This window comes from Terribium retamae (assembly GCF_022347545.1).
Taxonomy (GTDB): domain Bacteria; phylum Pseudomonadota; class Alphaproteobacteria; order Rhizobiales; family Rhizobiaceae; genus Mesorhizobium; species Mesorhizobium retamae.
Window position 1 is genome coordinate 1 of record NZ_JAKREW010000040.1, and the last position, 16,560, is coordinate 16,560.

Genomic DNA, 16,560 nt, shown 5'->3' on the forward strand with positions numbered 1-16,560 from the left:
TTATGTGTATAAGAGACAGCCAACAAACGGCCCAGCCGGCGAAAGCCGAAACGATTCAGGCTGCGGCGCAGCCGCAGGCCACGAAGGAAACCGGTGCGCGCGTCAGCACGCTGTCGGCCCGCATGGGCGGCGACCTGCCGGCGCAGAAGGCAAAACCCGTGATGGTCGCTTCCGCCGCGACCAGCCTGGTGTTTCCTGCCGCACCCGCCGCACCGAAGGCCGGTGCTTCGCTGCCTGGCGTGCAACCAGTCGCTTATTCCGGCCCGGTGCCGGCCTATCTGATGTCGCCCGAGCCGGAGGCCGAGAGGTCGGCACCGGCCAGCGCCGGCCGTAACGAGGTCGAGCGGCTTATCGCCAAATACGCCGCGCTCTACGAAGTCCCGGTGGAGCTGGTGCGCTCGGTGGTGAAGCGCGAGTCGACCTTCAATCCGCTTGCCTACAACAACGGCCACTGGGGCCTGATGCAGATCAAGCATGCCACCGCGCGCGGCATGGGTTATGGCGGTTCGCCGAAGGGCCTGTTCGACGCCGAGACCAACCTGAAATACGCCGTGAAATATCTGCGCGGCGCCTTCCTGGTGGCCGATGGTGATTTCAAGCGCGCCGACCGCCTCTACCAGACGGGATATTACTACGACGCCAAGCGCAAAGGCATGCTCGAGGAAACCGGGCTCGGCCGCGACCGCAAGCGCAAGCCCGCTCCCGGCGCCTGAACCGGACGCAGCTCGAAACTTAAGGGGGGAGACCGATGACGCAGGCCGCGGCAGCCGACGACATCAGCATCCGCTTGCGCCGCTCGCTGGCAGGCGACCTGCCGGCTCCCGTCTGGGCCGATGGTTTCACGATGCGGACATTCCGGCCCGCCGACGCGCGCGCCGTGCATGCGCTGCTCACCCAGACCCTGCAGAAAGAAGAAAAGAACTTCGACCTCTGGTGGCAGCAGCATTCCACCGATGGCATGTTCGACCCCGCGCTGTGGTTCGTGGTGGACGATGCCGAGGGACAGCTGGTCGCGGTGGCTCTGTGCTGGACCTCGGACTACCTGAAATATCTCGCGGTACATCCGAGTGCGCGGCGCAACGGGCTGGCGGAAGCCTTGCTGCTGCACGTCTTTGCCGTGTTCAAGGCGCGCGGCGCCAGCCGCCTCGACCTGAAGACCAGGGTTGTCGAAAACGCCAATGCCATCCGCCTCTACCGGCGGCATGGCATGCTGGAAGTGGATTGGGACGGCTGAAGGGGCCCGCAACCTGCCTCCTTTGCATACCCGAAAGAGGAGACCTGCATGAACGCGCTGAACGCTGTCATCGATTTCCTGAACACGATCTTTTGGGGTTATGTGCTGATCTACGGCCTGATCGCGGTCGGCATCTATTTCACGCTGCGGCTGCGGTTCATCCAGATCCTGCATTTTCCGGAACTGTTCCGATCGGTGATGCGAGCGCCGGAAAATGACACCAGCGGCATCACGCCGTTCCAGGCGCTCTGCACCAGCCTGGCCTCGCGCGTCGGCACGGGCAATCTCGCCGGCGTCGCTGTCGCCCTTTACCTCGGCGGGCCCGGCGCCCTGTTTTGGATGTGGGTGGTGGCCGCCGTCGGCATGGCCACGGCCTATTCCGAAAGCGCACTTGCTCAGCTCTACAAGATCACCGATCACAACGGCCAATATCGAGGCGGCCCTGCCTTCTACATTTCGAGAGGTTTGAACGCGCCCTGGGCAGGCGTGCTCTTCTCCATCTGCCTGATCGTCGTCTTCGGCCTGGTCTTCAATGCCGTGCAGGCGAATTCGATCGCGGATGCCATGCAAGGCGCTTTCGGCGTGGACAAGCTGTGGGTTGGCTTCGCCTTGGCTGCGCTGACAGCGGTGGTGATTTTCGGCGGCATCCGCCAGATCGCGCAGGTGGCCGAATATGTCGTGCCCTTCATGGCGATAGCCTATCTCGGCATGGCGCTCTATGTAGTGCTCGCCAATATCACCGAAGTGCCCGGCGTGCTGGCGCTGATCGTCAAGAGCGCGTTCGGGATCGAACAGGCGGCCGGCGGTGTTGCCGGCGCCATGCTGAACGGCGTGAAGCGCGGGCTTTTCTCCAACGAGGCCGGCATGGGCTCGGCGCCCAACATCGCCGCCGTGGCGACGCCGTCGCCGCATCATCCCGCCAGCCAGGGTTTCGTGCAGGCGTTGGGCGTGTTCATCGACACGCTGCTGATCTGCACGGCGACGGGTATCATGATCCTGTTGTCCGGTGTGATGACGCCGGGCTCAGAGCTGACCGGAACGCCTCTGACCCAGGAGGCGATGGTCGCCCATATCGGCGAGGCCGGACGCTACTTCATCGCCATCGCGATCTTCTTCTTCGCCTTCACCTCGATCATCGGCAACTACGCCTATTCGGAAAACGCCATGGTGTTCCTGAAGCTCGACAACAGGGGCACGCTGAGTGCGCTGCGTGTCGGCGTGCTGCTGATGGTGGTCTGGGGCGCCTATACGTCGGTGGCCGTCGTGTTCAACGCGGCCGACGCCACCATGGGATTGATGGCCTCCGTCAATCTCGTCGCGATCATGCTTCTTTCCGGCACCGTCGTGAAGCTGACAAGAGACTATTTCGAGCAGCAGAAGACCGGGGTGCCACGCTTCGATCCGGACGCCTATCCAGAGCTGAAGGGCAAGATCGACCATTCGATCTGGAAGGGTTGAAACCGGAGCGTTTCTGGCCTGCGGCACACGCGGGAACGCTCCCCGTTTTGCGAATTTTCGAGAAGCGCGTCGAGCTGCCGCGCTTGCCTGCCGCAATTGCCCGCTTATCCTGCCACGAACAACAGGAGACGGCGATGGACTGGAAACTGCCGAGGCAAGGTGCCTGCCGCTGCGGGCGCGTCAAGATCGAGGTGCGCGCGGCACCGCTGGTGACCATGGCCTGCCACTGTACTGGCTGCCAGAAGATGAGCTCTTCCGCCTATTCACTGTCGGCTGCCATTCCGGCGGAGGGCTTTGCCGTGACTGAAGGCGAGCCGGTGGTCGGCGGCCTGCATGGCGCGGAAGCCCACCATTATTTCTGCCCTCACTGCATGACGTGGATGTTCACGAGAGCCGAAGGCATGGACTGGTTCGTTAATGTGCGCCCGACCATGCTGGAGGGGGCGGGCGACTTCGCGCCCTACATCGAGACATGGGTCGGCGAGAAGCTGCCTTTCGCCGAAACGGGTGCGGTGAAGAGCTATGACGCCCTGCCGCCGATGGAGGATTATGAGGGGCTGATGAAGGAGTTCAGGGAGTGGAGGTGAGGGGGGATTGGGTCCTCCCCCTTGTGTCTGAGGCTCACCGCCGCTCTAGTTATCAAAAATATTCCTGCAGCGGCCGAACCTCCAGCGAACCAGCACGTAGTGCAGCGATCGCCTCGGCCACGGCGCCCATGCCGGCCAGCGTGGTGTAATAAGGCACCTTCTGCATCAGCGTGGCGCGACGCAGCGACTTGGAGTCCGAGACTGCCTTCTGGCCGTCGGTGGTGTTGAAGACGATCTGGACCTGGCGGTTGCGGATGGCGTCCTCGATATGCGGGCGTCCTTCCAGGACCTTGTTGATCTTCTCGGCCTCGACGCCATTTTCCTTGAGGTAGCGGGCGGTGCCGGAGGTGGCGAGCACCTTGAAACCCTGGCCGGCGAGGCGCTTCACCGCCGGCAGGGCGCCAGCCTTGTCCTCGTCGCGCACCGACACGAACAGCGTGCCCGAACGCGGCAGGTCGACGCCGGCGCCGAGCTGGCTCTTGGCGAAGGCCATGGCGAAGTCGCGGTCGAGGCCCATGACCTCGCCGGTCGACTTCATCTCGGGCCCGAGCAGGATGTCGACGCCCGGGAAGCGTGAGAAGGGGAACACGGCTTCCTTGACCGCGACATGGCCGGGCCGGCGCGGATCCGGCTTTTCGCCGTAATGGGCAAAGGCGCCGTCGAGGTCCTCGCCGGACATGATGCGCGCGGCGATCTTGGCGATCGGCTTGCCGACGGTCTTGGCGACGAACGGGACGGTGCGCGAGGCGCGCGGGTTCACTTCCAGCACATAGATGACGCCGTCCTTGATGGCGTATTGCACGTTCATCAGGCCGCCGACATTGAGCGCCCTGGCCAGCGCCGACGTCTGCCGCTCCAGTTCGTCGACCAGATCGGCCGGCAGCGAATGCGTCGGCAGCGAGCAGGCCGAGTCGCCTGAATGGATGCCAGCCTCCTCGATATGCTCCATGATGCCGGAAACGAAGGTGGCCTTGCCGTCACAGAGGCAGTCGACATCGACCTCGATGGCGCCAGACAGGTAGGTGTCGAACAGAAGCGGGTTCTTGCCGAGCAGCGTGTTGATCTGGCCGGTCTTGTCGTTGGGGTATTTCTGCTTGATGTCCTCGGGTACCAAGCCCGGCACGGTGTCGAGCAGGTAGGTCTGCAGCATGCCTTCGTCATGGATGATCTGCATGGCGCGGCCGCCCAGCACATAGGACGGGCGCACGACCAGCGGGAAACCGAGCTCGCCGGCGACGGTGCGGGCTTGCTCGACTGAATAGGCGATGCCGTTCTTCGGCTGCTTCAGGTCCAGCTTATGCAAGAGCTTCTGGAAGCGATCGCGGTCTTCGGCGAGATCGATCGCGTCGGGCGAGGTGCCGAGGATCGGGATGCCTGCGCGTTCCAGCGCATCCGCCAGCTTCAGCGGGGTCTGGCCGCCGAACTGCACGATGACGCCGTGCAGCGTGCCGGCAGCCTGCTCGGCGCGCAGGATCTCCAGCACGTCCTCGGCGGTCAGCGGCTCGAAATAGAGGCGGTCCGAGGTGTCGTAGTCAGTCGAGACCGTTTCCGGGTTGCAGTTGACCATGATCGATTCGTAGCCAGCCTCGCGCAGCGCATAGGCGGCGTGCACGCAGCAATAGTCGAATTCGATGCCCTGACCGATGCGGTTGGGGCCGCCGCCGAGGATGACGACCTTCTTACGGTCCGAAACCTTGGCTTCGTCGGCGAGGCTGCCCGCGAAAGGCGTCTCATAGGTCGAATACATATAGGCCGTCGGCGAGGCGAATTCGGCCGCGCAGGTGTCGATGCGCTTGTAGACCGGATGCACGCCGAGCATTGCGCGATGCTTGGCGATCGCATCGCCGTCCTGGTTGGTCAGCGAGGCCAGGCGGGCATCGGAGAAGCCCATGGACTTCAGCATGCGCAGATTGACGGCGTCTTGCGGCAGGCCATGCTCGCGGATGCGCGCTTCCATGGCGATGATGGCGCCGATCTGCTCCAGGAACCACGGGTCGATCTTGGAGATGGCGTGCACCTCTTCCAGCGACGTGCCCATGCGGATCGCCTGCGCCACCATGCGCAGCCGGTCTGGCGTCGGCGTGCCCAATGCCGCACGGATGGCGTTCTTGTCGTCGGCGCCGCCATTGCCGCCGAGGCCGGGAATCTCGATCTCGTCGAGGCCGGTAAGGCCGGTTTCCAGGCCGCGCAGCGCTTTCTGCAGCGATTCCTGGAAGGTGCGGCCGATGGCCATCACTTCGCCGACCGACTTCATGGCGGTGGTCAGCACCGGCGAGGCGCCGGGGAATTTCTCGAAGGCGAAACGCGGGATCTTGGTGACGACATAGTCGATCGACGGCTCGAAAGAGGCGGGCGTGGCGCCGCCGGTAATATCGTTCTCCAACTCGTCCAGCGTGTAACCGACGGCAAGCTTGGCGGCGATCTTGGCGATCGGGAAGCCGGTCGCCTTGGAGGCGAGCGCCGAGGAGCGCGACACGCGCGGATTCATCTCGATGACGACGAGGCGGCCGTCGGCCGGGTTGACGGCGAACTGCACGTTGGAGCCGCCGGTTTCGACGCCGATCTCGCGCAATACCGCGATCGAGGCGTTGCGCATGATCTGGTATTCCTTGTCGGTCAAGGTCAGCGCCGGCGCCACGGTGATGGAGTCGCCGGTGTGCACGCCCATCGGATCGATGTTCTCGATCGAGCAGACGATGATGCAGTTGTCGGCGCGGTCGCGCACGACCTCCATCTCGTATTCCTTCCAGCCGAGCACCGATTCCTCGATCAGCACTTCGGTGGTGGGGGAGGCGTCGAGGCCGGAGCCGACGATCTCGAAGAATTCGGTGCGGTTGTAGGCGATGCCGCCGCCGGTGCCGCCCATGGTGAAGGAGGGGCGAATGATGGCCGGCAGGCCGACATGGTCGAGCGCCTGGGCGGCGATCGCCATGGCATGGTTGATGTAGCGCTGCTTGCGGTCGCCTTCGCCGAGGTTCCACTGCGTTTCGAGCGCATCGAGCGCGGCGTCGAGATTGTCGGCGCCCGATGCCTTCAGCGCGGCGCGCTCGGCCTCATGTTTCTTGCGGTCCTCGTCCTTGACGGCGGAAGCATTGGCCAGCATCGAGCGCGGCGTCTCCAGGCCGATCTTGGCCATGGCCTCGCGGAACAGCGAGCGGTCCTCGGCCTTGTCGATGGCTGCCGCGTCGGCGCCGATCATCTCGACATTGTAGCGGTCGAGAACGCCCATGCGGCGCAGCGACAGGGCGGTGTTGAGCGCCGTCTGGCCACCCATGGTCGGAAGCAGCGCGTCCGGCCGTTCCTTGGCGATGATCTTGGCCACCACTTCGGGCGTGATCGGTTCGATATAGGTGGCGTCCGCCAGCTCCGGATCGGTCATGATCGTGGCCGGGTTGGAATTGACCAGGATGACGCGGTAGCCTTCCTGTCGCAGCGCCTTGCACGCCTGGGTCCCGGAGTAATCGAACTCGCAGGCCTGACCGATGACGATAGGACCGGCGCCGATGATCAGGATGGACTTGATGTCGGTGCGTCTTGGCATGGTCTCGGTCCGTTCATTCAGCCTGCGCGGAAGACCCGGGGCGGGGGATTCTCCGGTTCGCGTGTCGACGCGTCGCAGAGGCCCGGCCGGGGGTGCGCAGCATGGATTCTTGTATCAGGCTAGGCGGGCCTTATAGGGGAGCGTTGCGGCGAAGGGAACCCCGCAATTGCACGATATCGCCGCCGTTTTGCCACCCTTGCACATCTGCTTTGCGGATCGCGGCCCGGTGCCGGTATTTTCGCGCCGCCTCGGTGAGCGCCGCGCCCCTCGTTCTTGACAGACGTGTGTCAGGATTGACGCTCGAGTTTACTCCACGTGCCGGTGGCCTGTGCTAGTCTCCCCGCAACGAGGAGGCCCCTGTCATGCGCGTGTCCGTCATCGTCACCATTCCCGCCAAGGCGCTCGTGCGGGAGAGAAGCCATCTCGCCTTTTCCAGGGAACGGTACGATCCGATCGCGACGCCGACCAAGAAGGGCGGGCTGCTGGTTGACCCCGCCTTCCCGCCGCTGCCGATCGCGGCGCGCACGCCGGCCAAGGTGAGACTGGCCGCCTCGCATATCGAAAGGGCACCGGTCTTCGCGGTGCGCGGCACGATCGAGGCCGACCGCATCGACGATGTGCGCTCGTCCGGTCGCGGTGTGCAGATCTTCGCCGATCCGCAGATCGGCATGTTCAAGGATCCGTATTGCGGGGTCGAGGCCGTCGGCACGCATGAAGACGTCGCCCGGCAGCTGAAGCTCGACCAGCTCAGGGAGAAGGGCCTTGACGGCAAGGGGGTCGCGCTCGCGGTCATGGATACCGGCATCAACGTCAAGCACCTGAAGGCGCAGGGGATGGCGCCGAAGCTCGACAAGAAGATCTCCTGGGCGCCATCCAATATCAGGAACACGCCGGGAGACTACGCGGTCGACCATGGCACGATGTGTGCCTATGACGCGCTGATCGCTGCGCCGGGCTGCAGCCTGCTCGACTTCCCGATCCTCCAATCGCAGACGCCGGGCGGCAGCGTGATGTCCGGTTTCCTGAGCGATGCGCTGCTGGCCTTTTCCTACCTGCACCAGCAATTCACCGGGCCGGACTGGAAATACAAGGCGCTGGTCATCAACAACAGCTGGGGCATGTATCATCCGAGTTGGGATTTTCCGCCCGGCCATCCCGGTCGCTATGCCGACAATCCGAACCATCCGTTCAACATCATGGTCGGCACTATCGCGCGTGCCGGTGCCGATGTGCTGTTCGCTGCCGGCAATTGCGGCGCGGATTGTCCGAGTGGACAATGCCAGGGCGTGACGCGTCATTCGATCAGCGGGGCAAACGCGCATCCCGACGTGCTCACCCTTGCCGCCTGCGACACAGACGGTGTCAGGCTCGGCTATTCCAGCCAGGGGCCGGCCATTCCCGGCATGGCGCGTGAAAAACCAGATCTCACCAGCTACAGCCATTTCCTTGGCTCGCAGGCCTTCGGCGAGGGCTCGCCCGACACAGGCACATCGACGGCCAGCCCGGTCGCGGCAGGCTGTGTCGCGGCGATCCGCAGCGGTTTGCCGAGTAGCAAAGTCTCGCCGCGCGACCTATTTGATCGTATAAAGGCCGAGGCGCAAAAAAAGCCCTGGCCCAAGTCCGGATGGAACAACGACTACGGCGCTGGGATCATCGATCCTTTGCCAGTCGCCGAGCATTTCGGCCTGTAGCTCGGCATTCGGTCGACGCAGGCGGGCCGTGCAGGAAACGAAGAGATAGAGCGGAAATGTCCCGCGACATGGTGCTCATGACCATCGCCTGTCCCGAGGGCGCGCCCGGTCTCGACCGGGCCGCTGAGCTCCTCGGCGTGCCTGCTGCCGAGATGGACAGGAGTTTCGGGGTGGTCGTCCTGGACCCGAAGAAAGGGCTCTATGCCGTCCAGGTCCACGAGACCGCCATCAAGGAGCGGCCGACGGCGGATGCCGGCAGTGAAACGGTAAAAGGTCCATTTTCCAACCCGCGGATCGCACCGTTCGGCCCGACGCGGAAATAGTGGAGCGGTTCGAGGAAACTGGCCCTGGCGCATACAATCGCCATACCAGAATGCCTATTTGGCTTTGCCTCCCAAGCCCTCCAGTTCCCGCTTGGCCTCGCTGAAGCGCGGCATGAGGTGTAGCGCTTTTTTCAGGTCTGCCCTGGCCTTGGCGGTTTCGCCCCTTTGGCGATGAGCTACGCCGCGACGGTAAAAAACCTCGGCATCATCGGGGCGAAGCTTCGCTGCTTCATCATAATCGGCGATTGCCATATCGGGCCGACCCTTCGAGGCGTGTATCACGCCGCGGTTGAGGCGTGCCTTGAACTGTTTCGGATTGAGTTCGAGCGCCTTATCCAGATCGGCGATCGCCTTGTCTGCCTGGCCAAGAACGAACAGCACCAAGGCGCGGCCGTTATAGCTGTCAGCGTCATCAGGATCGAGAAAGATCGCCTTGTCCATGTCGGCGAGACCGCGGTCGAACTGCTTCAGCGCTGCATAAGTGGCGCCGCGCCCACTGAAGGCGAGAGAGGAGCTCGGATCGATCTCGATCGCCTTGTCGAAATCGGCGAGGGCCGCGTCATAGTGGCCGGAAAAGGTATAAGCGTTGCCACGTGCGGCATAGACATTGGCGTGGTTCTTCACCCGCTGGTTGCCGGTCAATTCGATGGCCTGGCTGTAGTCGGCGATGGCTTCGTCGTGGCGTTCGAGTTGCGCATAGGCCTTCCCGCGCGTGTAGAATGCCTGGATGTTGCGCGGATCGAGGCTCACAGCCTTGCTGAGGTCGGCAATTGCCTTGTCGGGCTGGTTGGTCCTGAACCATGCATCGCCCCGTCCTTCGTAAAATACCGCGTTGTTCGGGGCGAGCTTGATGGCCTTGTCGTAATCCGACAGGGCTTTGTCGAAACGCTCTTGCCGGGCATAGGCCATGGCGCGATTGCCGATGGCGTCAGCGTCGTCGGGGTTGATCTCGAGCGCCTTGTCCAGATCGGCAAAGGCGAGATCGTATCTGCTGTTCAGCGTATAGGCCGCGGCACGGCCGCTATAGGCGCCGGCATAGCCGAGTTCGATTGAACGGCTGTAATCGGCGACGGCTTTGTCGAACTCTTCCGTACGCAGATAGACGGCGGCGCGGTTGTTGTAGGTTTCGGCGCGGCGCGGCATCAATCGGATCGCTTCACTGAAATCGGCGATCGCTTTCTTGTACTCGCCCTTGCGGAACCAGATCGAAGCACGGTTGTGGCGTGCGACGACATCACTGGGATCGAGACGGAGATACATGTCCTCCTGCTCGAGCTGCTTGTCGAGGTCGGATTGCGCCTGCTGCGCCAGGGCAGGGGCGGCAAGGTGCGCCAGCACGAAAAGCGTCAAGCCTGTCCTTGTCATCGGTGCGACCTCCCGTCCGGTCGGCGACCCGCTCCGCTCATTGGCAATGAGGCGCGGATACGTCTGCAAAATCAAGACCAGGACGGTTCGGGCGGTGACCTAGTACAAAAACAAGAGCGGAGCGCTGATGAAGCGCCCCGTTCTTGTCGTACTCCTCGGGAAGATCAGGGTTTCAAGCCAGTTTTCTGCGGCGTTCCAGCTCGGCTTCGGTGGGCTCGGCCAGCGAGAAGTCGCCCGTCTTGACGGCGCCGTCCGGTTCGTAATTGGCCACGATCACGCCGCTCGGGTAGGACCTGGCCTTCACCAGTTTCAGGCCGGCTGGCGCGACGCCGTCGCCGAACAGTTTCTTGCCCTTGCCGAGCAGGACCGGGAAGGTCAGAACGCTGAGCTCGTCGACCAGGCCGTGCTTCCACAGGGTCTGCAGGAAATCGCCGGAGCCCTGCACCAGAAGGTCCGGCCCGTCTTCGCTCTTGAGTTTCTTCAACGCGGCGACGACGTCGGGCCCGAGCAACTGACTCTTTTGCCAGGCGAGTTCCGGTTTCGAGCGCGAGGCCACATATTTGGTGATGCTGTTGAAGCTGTCGGCGATCGCCTTGTCCGGGCCATCCGTTATGAAGGGCCAATGCGCGGCGAAGATGTCGTAGGTCTTGCGGCCAAGCAGCAGATCGTATGGCCGGCCGAAGATTTCATCCAGCGCCGCTCCCAGTTCCTCGTCGAAATGCGGCGCCACCCAGCCGCCGAACTTGAAGCCGCCGGTGGGGTCTTCCTGCGGGCCGCCCGGCGCCTGCATGACGCCGTCGAGGCTGACGAAGGTGGCGACGATGATCTTTCTCATGATGGTCTCCCAATGTCTCGTTCCCCGGCCAATTCCGAAGTCGGCCCTAGGACGGGCAGGCAGGCCCGGTTCCGACATGGAGGCAGAGAAAAATTCGTCGGCACCGGAGAGGGCGGGTGCCGTCCGGCGAAACAGGTGGCCGGACGGCACAGTAGCGCGTTAGCGGTCGGCGAGCTTGACCAGCATCTTGCCGGTGTTGTCGCCGCTGAACAGGCCAAGAAAAGCCTTCGGGGCACTGTCGAGACCGTCATGGACCGTATCGCGTGACTTGACCTTGCCCTCCTTCAGCCAACCGATCATCGCGGCGGAGAATTCTGGATAGAGGTCGTAGTGATCGAGCACGATGAAGCCGCGCAGCGACAGCCGCTTGATGACGATGGCGGACAGGTGGTGCATGGTCTCGGAAGGCAGCTCGTCATTGTAACCAGCGATCATGCCGCAGACGACGATGCGGGCTGAATCCTTGGCGACCGCCAGCGCAGCATCGAGATGTTTGCCGCCGACATTGTCGAAATAGACGTCGAGGCCTTCGGGCGCGGCTTTGCGCAGCGCGGCGGTCAGGTCCTTGGCCGTCTTGTAGTTGATGACTTCGTCAGCGCCGAGTTCACCCACCCAGGCGACCTTGTCGTCGCTGCCTGCCGAGGCAATGACGCGCGCACCCTTGGCCTTGGCGATCTGGACCGCCATCGAACCGACCGCGCCGGCAGCAGCCGAGATGAAGACGGTTTCGCCCGATTTCAGTGCACCAAAACGTTCCAGGCCGACAAAGGCGGTGAAGCCCGGCACGCCGAGCGGACCCAGCCAGGCTTCGGCGGGTGCGGCGTCAAGATCGATCTTGGTGGCGGTGGTGGCGTCGATCACTGCATGATCGCGCCAACCGGAGAAGTGGCTCACCACGTCGCCTTTGGCGAAATTTTCGGCTCGAGATTCTTCGACTACACCCACGGCCGCGCCTTCGAGTGGTTCGCCGACTTGGAAGGGCGCGATGTAGCTCGGCTGGTCGCGCATGCGGCCGCGCATATAGGGGTCGACCGACATCCACAGCGTCCGGACAAGCAATTGGCCGTCTGAAGGGGCGGGCAGGGAACGCCTGACCGAGCGGAACGTATCGAGGGTAGGTGCGCCGTTGGGACGGCTGTTCAATAGAATTTCCTGGGCTACAACAGACATCGAGTGTCTCCTATATTACGAATAGTAAGCTACTATACGTAACTTACGATTGGTAACATAATCGGTTGGGTGTGCCGTTCAAGCGACCGTCGAAAAGAATTTGGTGCAAGATGAACCAGGGCGTGACGAAGAGGCTGACCAAGGCCGACCGGCGCCAGCAATTGCTGGAGACGGCCCGCCATGTCATCGGTGACGAAGGAACGGATGCGCTGACGCTCGGGCGTCTGGCTGAGCGCGCCGGCGTGTCGAAGCCGATCGCATACGAGCACTTCGGCACCCGTGCCGGGCTGCTGATCGCCCTGTGCGATGCCTATAATGACCGCCAACTCGCGGCCCAGGCCAGCATATTGGAAGCAGGCGGAGATACGGTGGAGGCCGTCTCGCATATCTTTGCCTCGACCTATGTCGGTTGCGTGCTCGACATGGGGCCGGAAATGGGGGCGACCTTTGCAGCCCTTGCCGCGACCGAGGAGACGGCAGCGTTCCGCCAGGCGCTGCGAGACGGCTATGTCGAACGTTACCGTCGCGCCTTCGGCCGTCTCATCGACCTCGACCCGGCTATAGCGGACGCGCTCTATAAGGGGCTTCTGGGGGCGGCCGAGGCGCTGGCGCAGGATGCGGCTGCAGGACGCTTGACGCGCGAGGAGGCGGTGGAGGCATTGACCCGTATCTTTTCGACGACGCTGAAGCCCTATGAGCGCAAATAGGCAAGACCGCACCGGGACAGTGCCGCATCGGGCACGACACCGTTCAGCGCTACATCAAACGTGATTGTTCCTGCTGTTAGGGATGCTGGACAAGCGTCTGGGCCGGGCTCATGCTCCGGCTTAGGCGTAGTGCGGAGGACAGGCCGGCCATAACCGACAGGAGGCCAGCCATGAAACACCACACCATCGACCAACTTAAACAGGTCGCACACATAGATACTGCCAGGCGCAATCCTATGTCGAGGGCAGAGCGCTTGACCCGCTGGGCGGAACTTCTCGAGGCGGAGCCGCATCGACGTCTCGCCACGTTGCACCAGACGGAGTACCAGGCGCTCAGTGTCCGCAGGACCATGCGCTGTGCCGGGTCGCCGATCTCGGTCGCATTCGAAGATCCGATCCTGCGCGAGCAAGGCCTGGCCGACGATACCTATGGCGAGGCGAAACGGTTTTTCGAGCTGACCGACGCTCAATTGCACGGAGCGCTCTGCTATTGTCACTATGGCGCGACCGTGCAGGCAGCCACGGCTGCTCGGCACGTCCGTGCCGCGATGAAGCCGGGTCTGTTCAGGCGATTGCAGGCATTCTTCATTCGATAGGCACGGCGTCAACCTGCCGAGTGCGGAAGCCTGCCGGGGGTGGGCCAATCGAGACCGGTCCCGCCTGTGGACATGCCCGGTTCAAACACCTCCATCGATCCTGCCGCTGGCAATTGTGAGTTGCCCGGCAGCATCCTGGCGGTTAGCGTCCCGCTCCTTGAAGGAGCGAGCAATGGATTATCGAACAGCGACCCCAGCCGATCTTGCCGAGATCTTTCGCAACCTCTCTCTGCGCATGGCGGACCAGTACACCGCAGCCGGACTGAACATCGAGGACGCGAAGGATGAATTCCTCATGAGCTTGAAGGAAGGCCGGGCTCATACCCTGCTGGATGACGGAAACCCCGTCGCCATCATTGCCTGGCGAGAAGTCGGTGACGCTGCGCAGACCGCATTCGCGGCGCACGAAAGCTTCTTCTCACGTTCGAGCGTTCGATTTTGCAAAGCGCATATCCGGCGCATCCAGGAGCTTTGCGGCAACCTGCCGATCGATTCGTTCAGCTGGTCGGATCGGCCCGAAATCGCCAAATGGTTCAAGGTCCTAGGCTTCCGCGAGAAGGGCAGGGAGAACGGCTATACGGTCTATGAGCTGGACCGGGCGTAACACTGCGTCCTCACGAACTCTGATGCGGATTCTTCATTTGTGACGGCGAGAAACCAGTTCTCGCCCGTTTCCCATAGTGGAATGAAAGCTCACATGAGGAACCCAGTTAAATGGCGAATCCGAAATTCGACCGCCCCGTACCCATCCGCATCGACGATCCACGCAATGTGCAAAGCGCACAGGATGCCTATGACATTCTGACCCACTGGCAGGGCATTCCCGACCTCGACCATACCGGCGCCATCGCGGTGTGTTGTAAAGCGTTCAAAGGTCAACGCAGCGGCAAGGAAGCACGATTGGCCTTTCAACGCTTTGCCCTGAACAACGGTATCCTGGCCGACGATGCGGCTACGACGAACTCCTCTTCGGGCAGCTCCCGCCAGCGCTGAGGGTCGACCTCGGGCCCGACCTTCCTGGAAATTTCGGCTGCTTGGGACTCGGCTGCAACTTTTTGGAACCGGCCCGCAGCCGGATCGTTCCCCATTTTTCGATGGGGAACACGATGATGTCTGTGAAGCTTTACTGGACAATTTATACGGCTTGCCTGGTCGCCGGCATGAGCGTTGCAACGATCATGGTCGTATCCTGGTAGGCGACCGGCCGCGCCGACTGTTTCGAGAGACTCGATCATGGACCATATCCGGCGCGGCCGCTGTTTTTGCGGTGCCATCGAGGCGGAATTGAGCGGGGACCCGTTCTGGATCTGTTACGATCACGATGATGATTGCCGGCGTGCGATCGGCAGCCCGCTTACCATCTGGGTCGGGTATCGCGCGAAACAATTCAAATTGGTGAAAGGGAAACCGAAAACCTTTTCCAGGACACGAGGGGTCGTCCGCTCCTTCTGCGGGGATTGCGGTACTTCGATCGGTTATCGCGATGAAGGGCTGTCGGACGAACTTTATCTCAGCATCGGCTTCATGGACGCTCCCGAGACGTTCCGTCCACTTGCACATGCCTATTGGGATCTCAGGCTCCCCTTCATCTCGATGGACGACGGTCTACCCAGGATCGACACCTATTCGAGACCGCGGGATCCGAATTTCGGCAATCCGAGAGATCGGTGACGGGTTTGCATGAAGCCTGCGGCACTCGCGCGGCTGAATGAGGCTGCACGCCTGCGGTGGCGCAACCAAAGCAGGCCGATGTTGAGCGCAAAGCCGGCCGCGAGCCCGGCCAGCCAGATGTTGGTGACGATCCTGGCGAGTGCCTGCGCCGTATAATCGCCGCTGTAGCGATATTCTTGCCAAATCCAGAAACACGAGATGAGGAAGGCCAGGACGGCGACGGCCAGCAGGGTCGTCAGCCAGTTCCGCATGGCCAGGGTGCTTATAAACGGGATGAGAAGGATCACGGTTCCCGCAATCCAGAACGTGAGTTCCATTGCCATTCCCGCCTCCGTGATCGCTCCCATGCCCGGCCCTGGCCGCGTGTTCCATGCCGGGACATGGCCGCCAGGGCATCCTTTCTGTACAGGAGTGCCGCAAGGCGCGATGTGAAGCGCTTCACTATCGGTGGGGATGACCGGGGCGTTTGGGCGCCACCCGGGAATTGGCGGCTCCTAGCGATCCAGACAAAACGCCGAAAGGCCGTTCGAGCCCTGCTGCGCCGTCTGGGGCCCGTCCGCCGTAGGCGATCCATGCCTCGCTCGACTGTTGCAGAACGTAGAAGGCAAGCAGGATCGCCGCGTCGAGTTCGAAGACTTCCTCCATGGCCGACATGACATGTGAAGACGAGGCCGAAATGTCGATGGCCTGCGCCAGGCCGATAAACGCGAAGTGCGCAAGCAGCAGCGTATGAGACGAGAGACGTTTCGGATCGCCGTGGAGTCCCTTGAGGAACTGCATGGCTACAAAAGCCACCAGCGCAGCGGAGATTGCAAACATCGATGCAACCAGCAACCAGGCAAACAGCGGGTTCAGTTCGTGTGCCAGGCGAAAGGCGACGACCAGCAGGTCGTGGAAGCCGTCCAACTGTCCGCCGCCATAAAGCGGCGGTGGCTGGAAGCCAAACAGCCGGGAGCCGAAACTGGTTTCATCCATGAACTCGGCAAAGCCGATCAGGCCTGCCAGCAACAGCGGTGTGCGCAGCCCCCAGGTCGCGACCGAAATACCCGCCCCGATTGCTGCCGTCGCGAAGAAGACCGCTGTCGCCATTTCGACGATGCCGTCCTCCCGGAGCAGAAGCGGCCGGAGATCCGGTAGCCAGACGGCCACGAAAGCCGCGATAGCGGTCGTGATGCCGACGGCCAAAACAGCACAGAGCAGAAGGCCTAGTTGGTCGATTCCACGAGGACGCTCGACATTTGCGGAATGACGGCCATGGAAATTCGTCGCCATGGTTCCTCTCCCTGTCGCAAAACTGTCATGTGATCGTCACGTAGGCCCGATTTCTGGCAAAGGAAGGGCGAGATTGTGGGGGCCGGAGCCTCAATTGCGGCAACATGTTG

The 16,560-nt window shown here is 62.7% G+C and carries 17 protein-coding genes; 11 read left to right on the forward strand and 6 right to left on the reverse strand.

What is annotated here, in order from left to right:
* From L4923_RS25200 to L4923_RS25215, 4 genes are all read left to right on the forward strand, one after another.
* Positions 1 to 713, forward strand: a 713-nt coding sequence (locus tag L4923_RS25200; protein WP_239369859.1) for a lytic transglycosylase domain-containing protein, incomplete at its 5' end; no start/stop codon positions are given.
* 35 nt (positions 714 to 748) lie between these two features.
* On the forward strand, positions 749 to 1,234 hold the full coding sequence (locus L4923_RS25205) for a GNAT family N-acetyltransferase (protein WP_239369860.1): 486 nt from the start codon (positions 749 to 751) through the stop codon (positions 1,232 to 1,234).
* A gap of 57 nt (positions 1,235 to 1,291) precedes the next feature.
* Positions 1,292 to 2,692, forward strand: a complete 1,401-nt coding sequence (locus tag L4923_RS25210; protein ID WP_239369895.1) for an alanine/glycine:cation symporter family protein — start codon at positions 1,292 to 1,294, stop codon at positions 2,690 to 2,692.
* Positions 2,693 to 2,826: 134 nt separating this feature from the next.
* Positions 2,827 to 3,279: a GFA family protein gene (locus L4923_RS25215; protein WP_239369861.1), complete on the forward strand. Its 453-nt coding sequence runs from the start codon at positions 2,827 to 2,829 to the stop codon at positions 3,277 to 3,279.
* Between the two features lie 52 nt (positions 3,280 to 3,331).
* Here L4923_RS25215 and carB read toward each other — a convergent pair whose 3' ends face one another.
* Complete coding sequence (carB, locus tag L4923_RS25220; protein WP_239369862.1) at positions 3,332 to 6,820, reverse strand: carbamoyl-phosphate synthase large subunit; 3,489 nt, start codon at positions 6,818 to 6,820, stop codon at positions 3,332 to 3,334.
* Positions 6,821 to 7,182: 362 nt separating this feature from the next.
* Here carB and L4923_RS25225 point away from each other — a divergent pair, with 362 nt between their 5' ends.
* Together L4923_RS25225 and L4923_RS25230 are read left to right on the forward strand one after the other, a co-directional pair.
* Positions 7,183 to 8,511 carry a S8 family peptidase gene (locus L4923_RS25225; protein WP_239369863.1) on the forward strand — a complete coding sequence of 443 codons (1,329 nt, stop codon included), beginning with the start codon at positions 7,183 to 7,185 and terminating at the stop codon, positions 8,509 to 8,511.
* A gap of 56 nt (positions 8,512 to 8,567) precedes the next feature.
* Positions 8,568 to 8,834 carry a hypothetical protein gene (locus tag L4923_RS25230; protein WP_239369864.1) on the forward strand — a complete coding sequence of 89 codons (267 nt, stop codon included), beginning with the start codon at positions 8,568 to 8,570 and terminating at the stop codon, positions 8,832 to 8,834.
* A gap of 54 nt (positions 8,835 to 8,888) precedes the next feature.
* On the opposite strand, the gene L4923_RS25235 is transcribed toward L4923_RS25230, so the two are convergent.
* The 3 genes from L4923_RS25235 to L4923_RS25245 all read right to left on the reverse strand — a co-directional run bounded on the left by L4923_RS25235 (position 8,889) and on the right by L4923_RS25245 (position 12,204).
* Entirely contained in the window at positions 8,889 to 10,199 is a 1,311-nt protein-coding gene (locus tag L4923_RS25235) for a tetratricopeptide repeat protein (protein WP_239369865.1), read from the reverse strand.
* A 172-nt stretch (positions 10,200 to 10,371) separates the two neighbouring features.
* Positions 10,372 to 11,034, reverse strand: a complete 663-nt coding sequence (locus L4923_RS25240; RefSeq protein ID WP_239369866.1) for a dihydrofolate reductase family protein — start codon at positions 11,032 to 11,034, stop codon at positions 10,372 to 10,374.
* Between the two features lie 159 nt (positions 11,035 to 11,193).
* A complete protein-coding gene (locus tag L4923_RS25245) occupies positions 11,194 to 12,204 on the reverse strand; it encodes an NADP-dependent oxidoreductase (RefSeq protein ID WP_239369867.1) in 1,011 nt (336 codons plus the stop codon).
* 122 nt (positions 12,205 to 12,326) lie between these two features.
* Between L4923_RS25245 and L4923_RS25250 the strand changes: the two genes are divergently transcribed.
* The 5 genes from L4923_RS25250 to L4923_RS25270 all read left to right on the forward strand — a co-directional run bounded on the left by L4923_RS25250 (position 12,327) and on the right by L4923_RS25270 (position 15,178).
* Positions 12,327 to 12,911 (forward strand): TetR/AcrR family transcriptional regulator, encoded by a 585-nt coding sequence (locus tag L4923_RS25250; protein WP_239369868.1) that lies wholly within the window; start codon positions 12,327 to 12,329, stop codon positions 12,909 to 12,911.
* A 170-nt stretch (positions 12,912 to 13,081) separates the two neighbouring features.
* Positions 13,082 to 13,507, forward strand: coding sequence for a hypothetical protein (locus L4923_RS25255; RefSeq protein ID WP_239369869.1), 426 nt, complete (start codon positions 13,082 to 13,084; stop codon positions 13,505 to 13,507).
* A gap of 172 nt (positions 13,508 to 13,679) precedes the next feature.
* Positions 13,680 to 14,111 (forward strand): hypothetical protein, encoded by a 432-nt coding sequence (locus L4923_RS25260; protein ID WP_239369870.1) that lies wholly within the window; start codon positions 13,680 to 13,682, stop codon positions 14,109 to 14,111.
* A gap of 110 nt (positions 14,112 to 14,221) precedes the next feature.
* A complete protein-coding gene (locus tag L4923_RS25265) occupies positions 14,222 to 14,500 on the forward strand; it encodes a DUF982 domain-containing protein (RefSeq protein ID WP_239369871.1) in 279 nt (92 codons plus the stop codon).
* 240 nt (positions 14,501 to 14,740) lie between these two features.
* Positions 14,741 to 15,178, forward strand: a complete 438-nt coding sequence (locus tag L4923_RS25270; protein ID WP_239369872.1) for a GFA family protein — start codon at positions 14,741 to 14,743, stop codon at positions 15,176 to 15,178.
* Here the strand turns inward: L4923_RS25270 and L4923_RS25275 are convergent.
* The gene (locus L4923_RS25275; RefSeq protein WP_239369873.1) at positions 15,130 to 15,501 is read right to left on the reverse strand and encodes a hypothetical protein; all 372 of its coding nucleotides are present in this window, start codon (positions 15,499 to 15,501) and stop codon (positions 15,130 to 15,132) included. The genes L4923_RS25270 and L4923_RS25275 overlap by 49 nt on opposite strands.
* Before the next feature lie 118 nt (positions 15,502 to 15,619).
* Positions 15,620 to 16,450, reverse strand: coding sequence for a hypothetical protein (locus L4923_RS25280; RefSeq protein WP_239369874.1), 831 nt, complete (start codon positions 16,448 to 16,450; stop codon positions 15,620 to 15,622).
* Positions 16,451 to 16,560 lie beyond the last annotated feature (110 nt).

Coding starts and splice junctions, on each gene's coding strand:
- L4923_RS25225 (WP_239369863.1), top strand. CDS start 7,183: ATGCGCGTGTCCGTCATCGTCACCATTCCCGCCAAGGCGCTCGTGCGG.
- L4923_RS25205 (WP_239369860.1), top strand. CDS start 749: ATGACGCAGGCCGCGGCAGCCGACGACATCAGCATCCGCTTGCGCCGC.
- carB (WP_239369862.1), bottom strand. CDS start 6,820: ATGCCAAGACGCACCGACATCAAGTCCATCCTGATCATCGGCGCCGGT.
- L4923_RS25235 (WP_239369865.1), bottom strand. CDS start 10,199: ATGACAAGGACAGGCTTGACGCTTTTCGTGCTGGCGCACCTTGCCGCC.
- L4923_RS25270 (WP_239369872.1), top strand. CDS start 14,741: ATGGACCATATCCGGCGCGGCCGCTGTTTTTGCGGTGCCATCGAGGCG.
- L4923_RS25245 (WP_239369867.1), bottom strand. CDS start 12,204: ATGTCTGTTGTAGCCCAGGAAATTCTATTGAACAGCCGTCCCAACGGC.
- L4923_RS25275 (WP_239369873.1), bottom strand. CDS start 15,501: ATGGCAATGGAACTCACGTTCTGGATTGCGGGAACCGTGATCCTTCTC.
- L4923_RS25260 (WP_239369870.1), top strand. CDS start 13,680: ATGGATTATCGAACAGCGACCCCAGCCGATCTTGCCGAGATCTTTCGC.
- L4923_RS25255 (WP_239369869.1), top strand. CDS start 13,082: ATGAAACACCACACCATCGACCAACTTAAACAGGTCGCACACATAGAT.
- L4923_RS25230 (WP_239369864.1), top strand. CDS start 8,568: ATGTCCCGCGACATGGTGCTCATGACCATCGCCTGTCCCGAGGGCGCG.
- L4923_RS25240 (WP_239369866.1), bottom strand. CDS start 11,034: ATGAGAAAGATCATCGTCGCCACCTTCGTCAGCCTCGACGGCGTCATG.
- L4923_RS25265 (WP_239369871.1), top strand. CDS start 14,222: ATGGCGAATCCGAAATTCGACCGCCCCGTACCCATCCGCATCGACGAT.
- L4923_RS25280 (WP_239369874.1), bottom strand. CDS start 16,450: ATGGCGACGAATTTCCATGGCCGTCATTCCGCAAATGTCGAGCGTCCT.
- L4923_RS25215 (WP_239369861.1), top strand. CDS start 2,827: ATGGACTGGAAACTGCCGAGGCAAGGTGCCTGCCGCTGCGGGCGCGTC.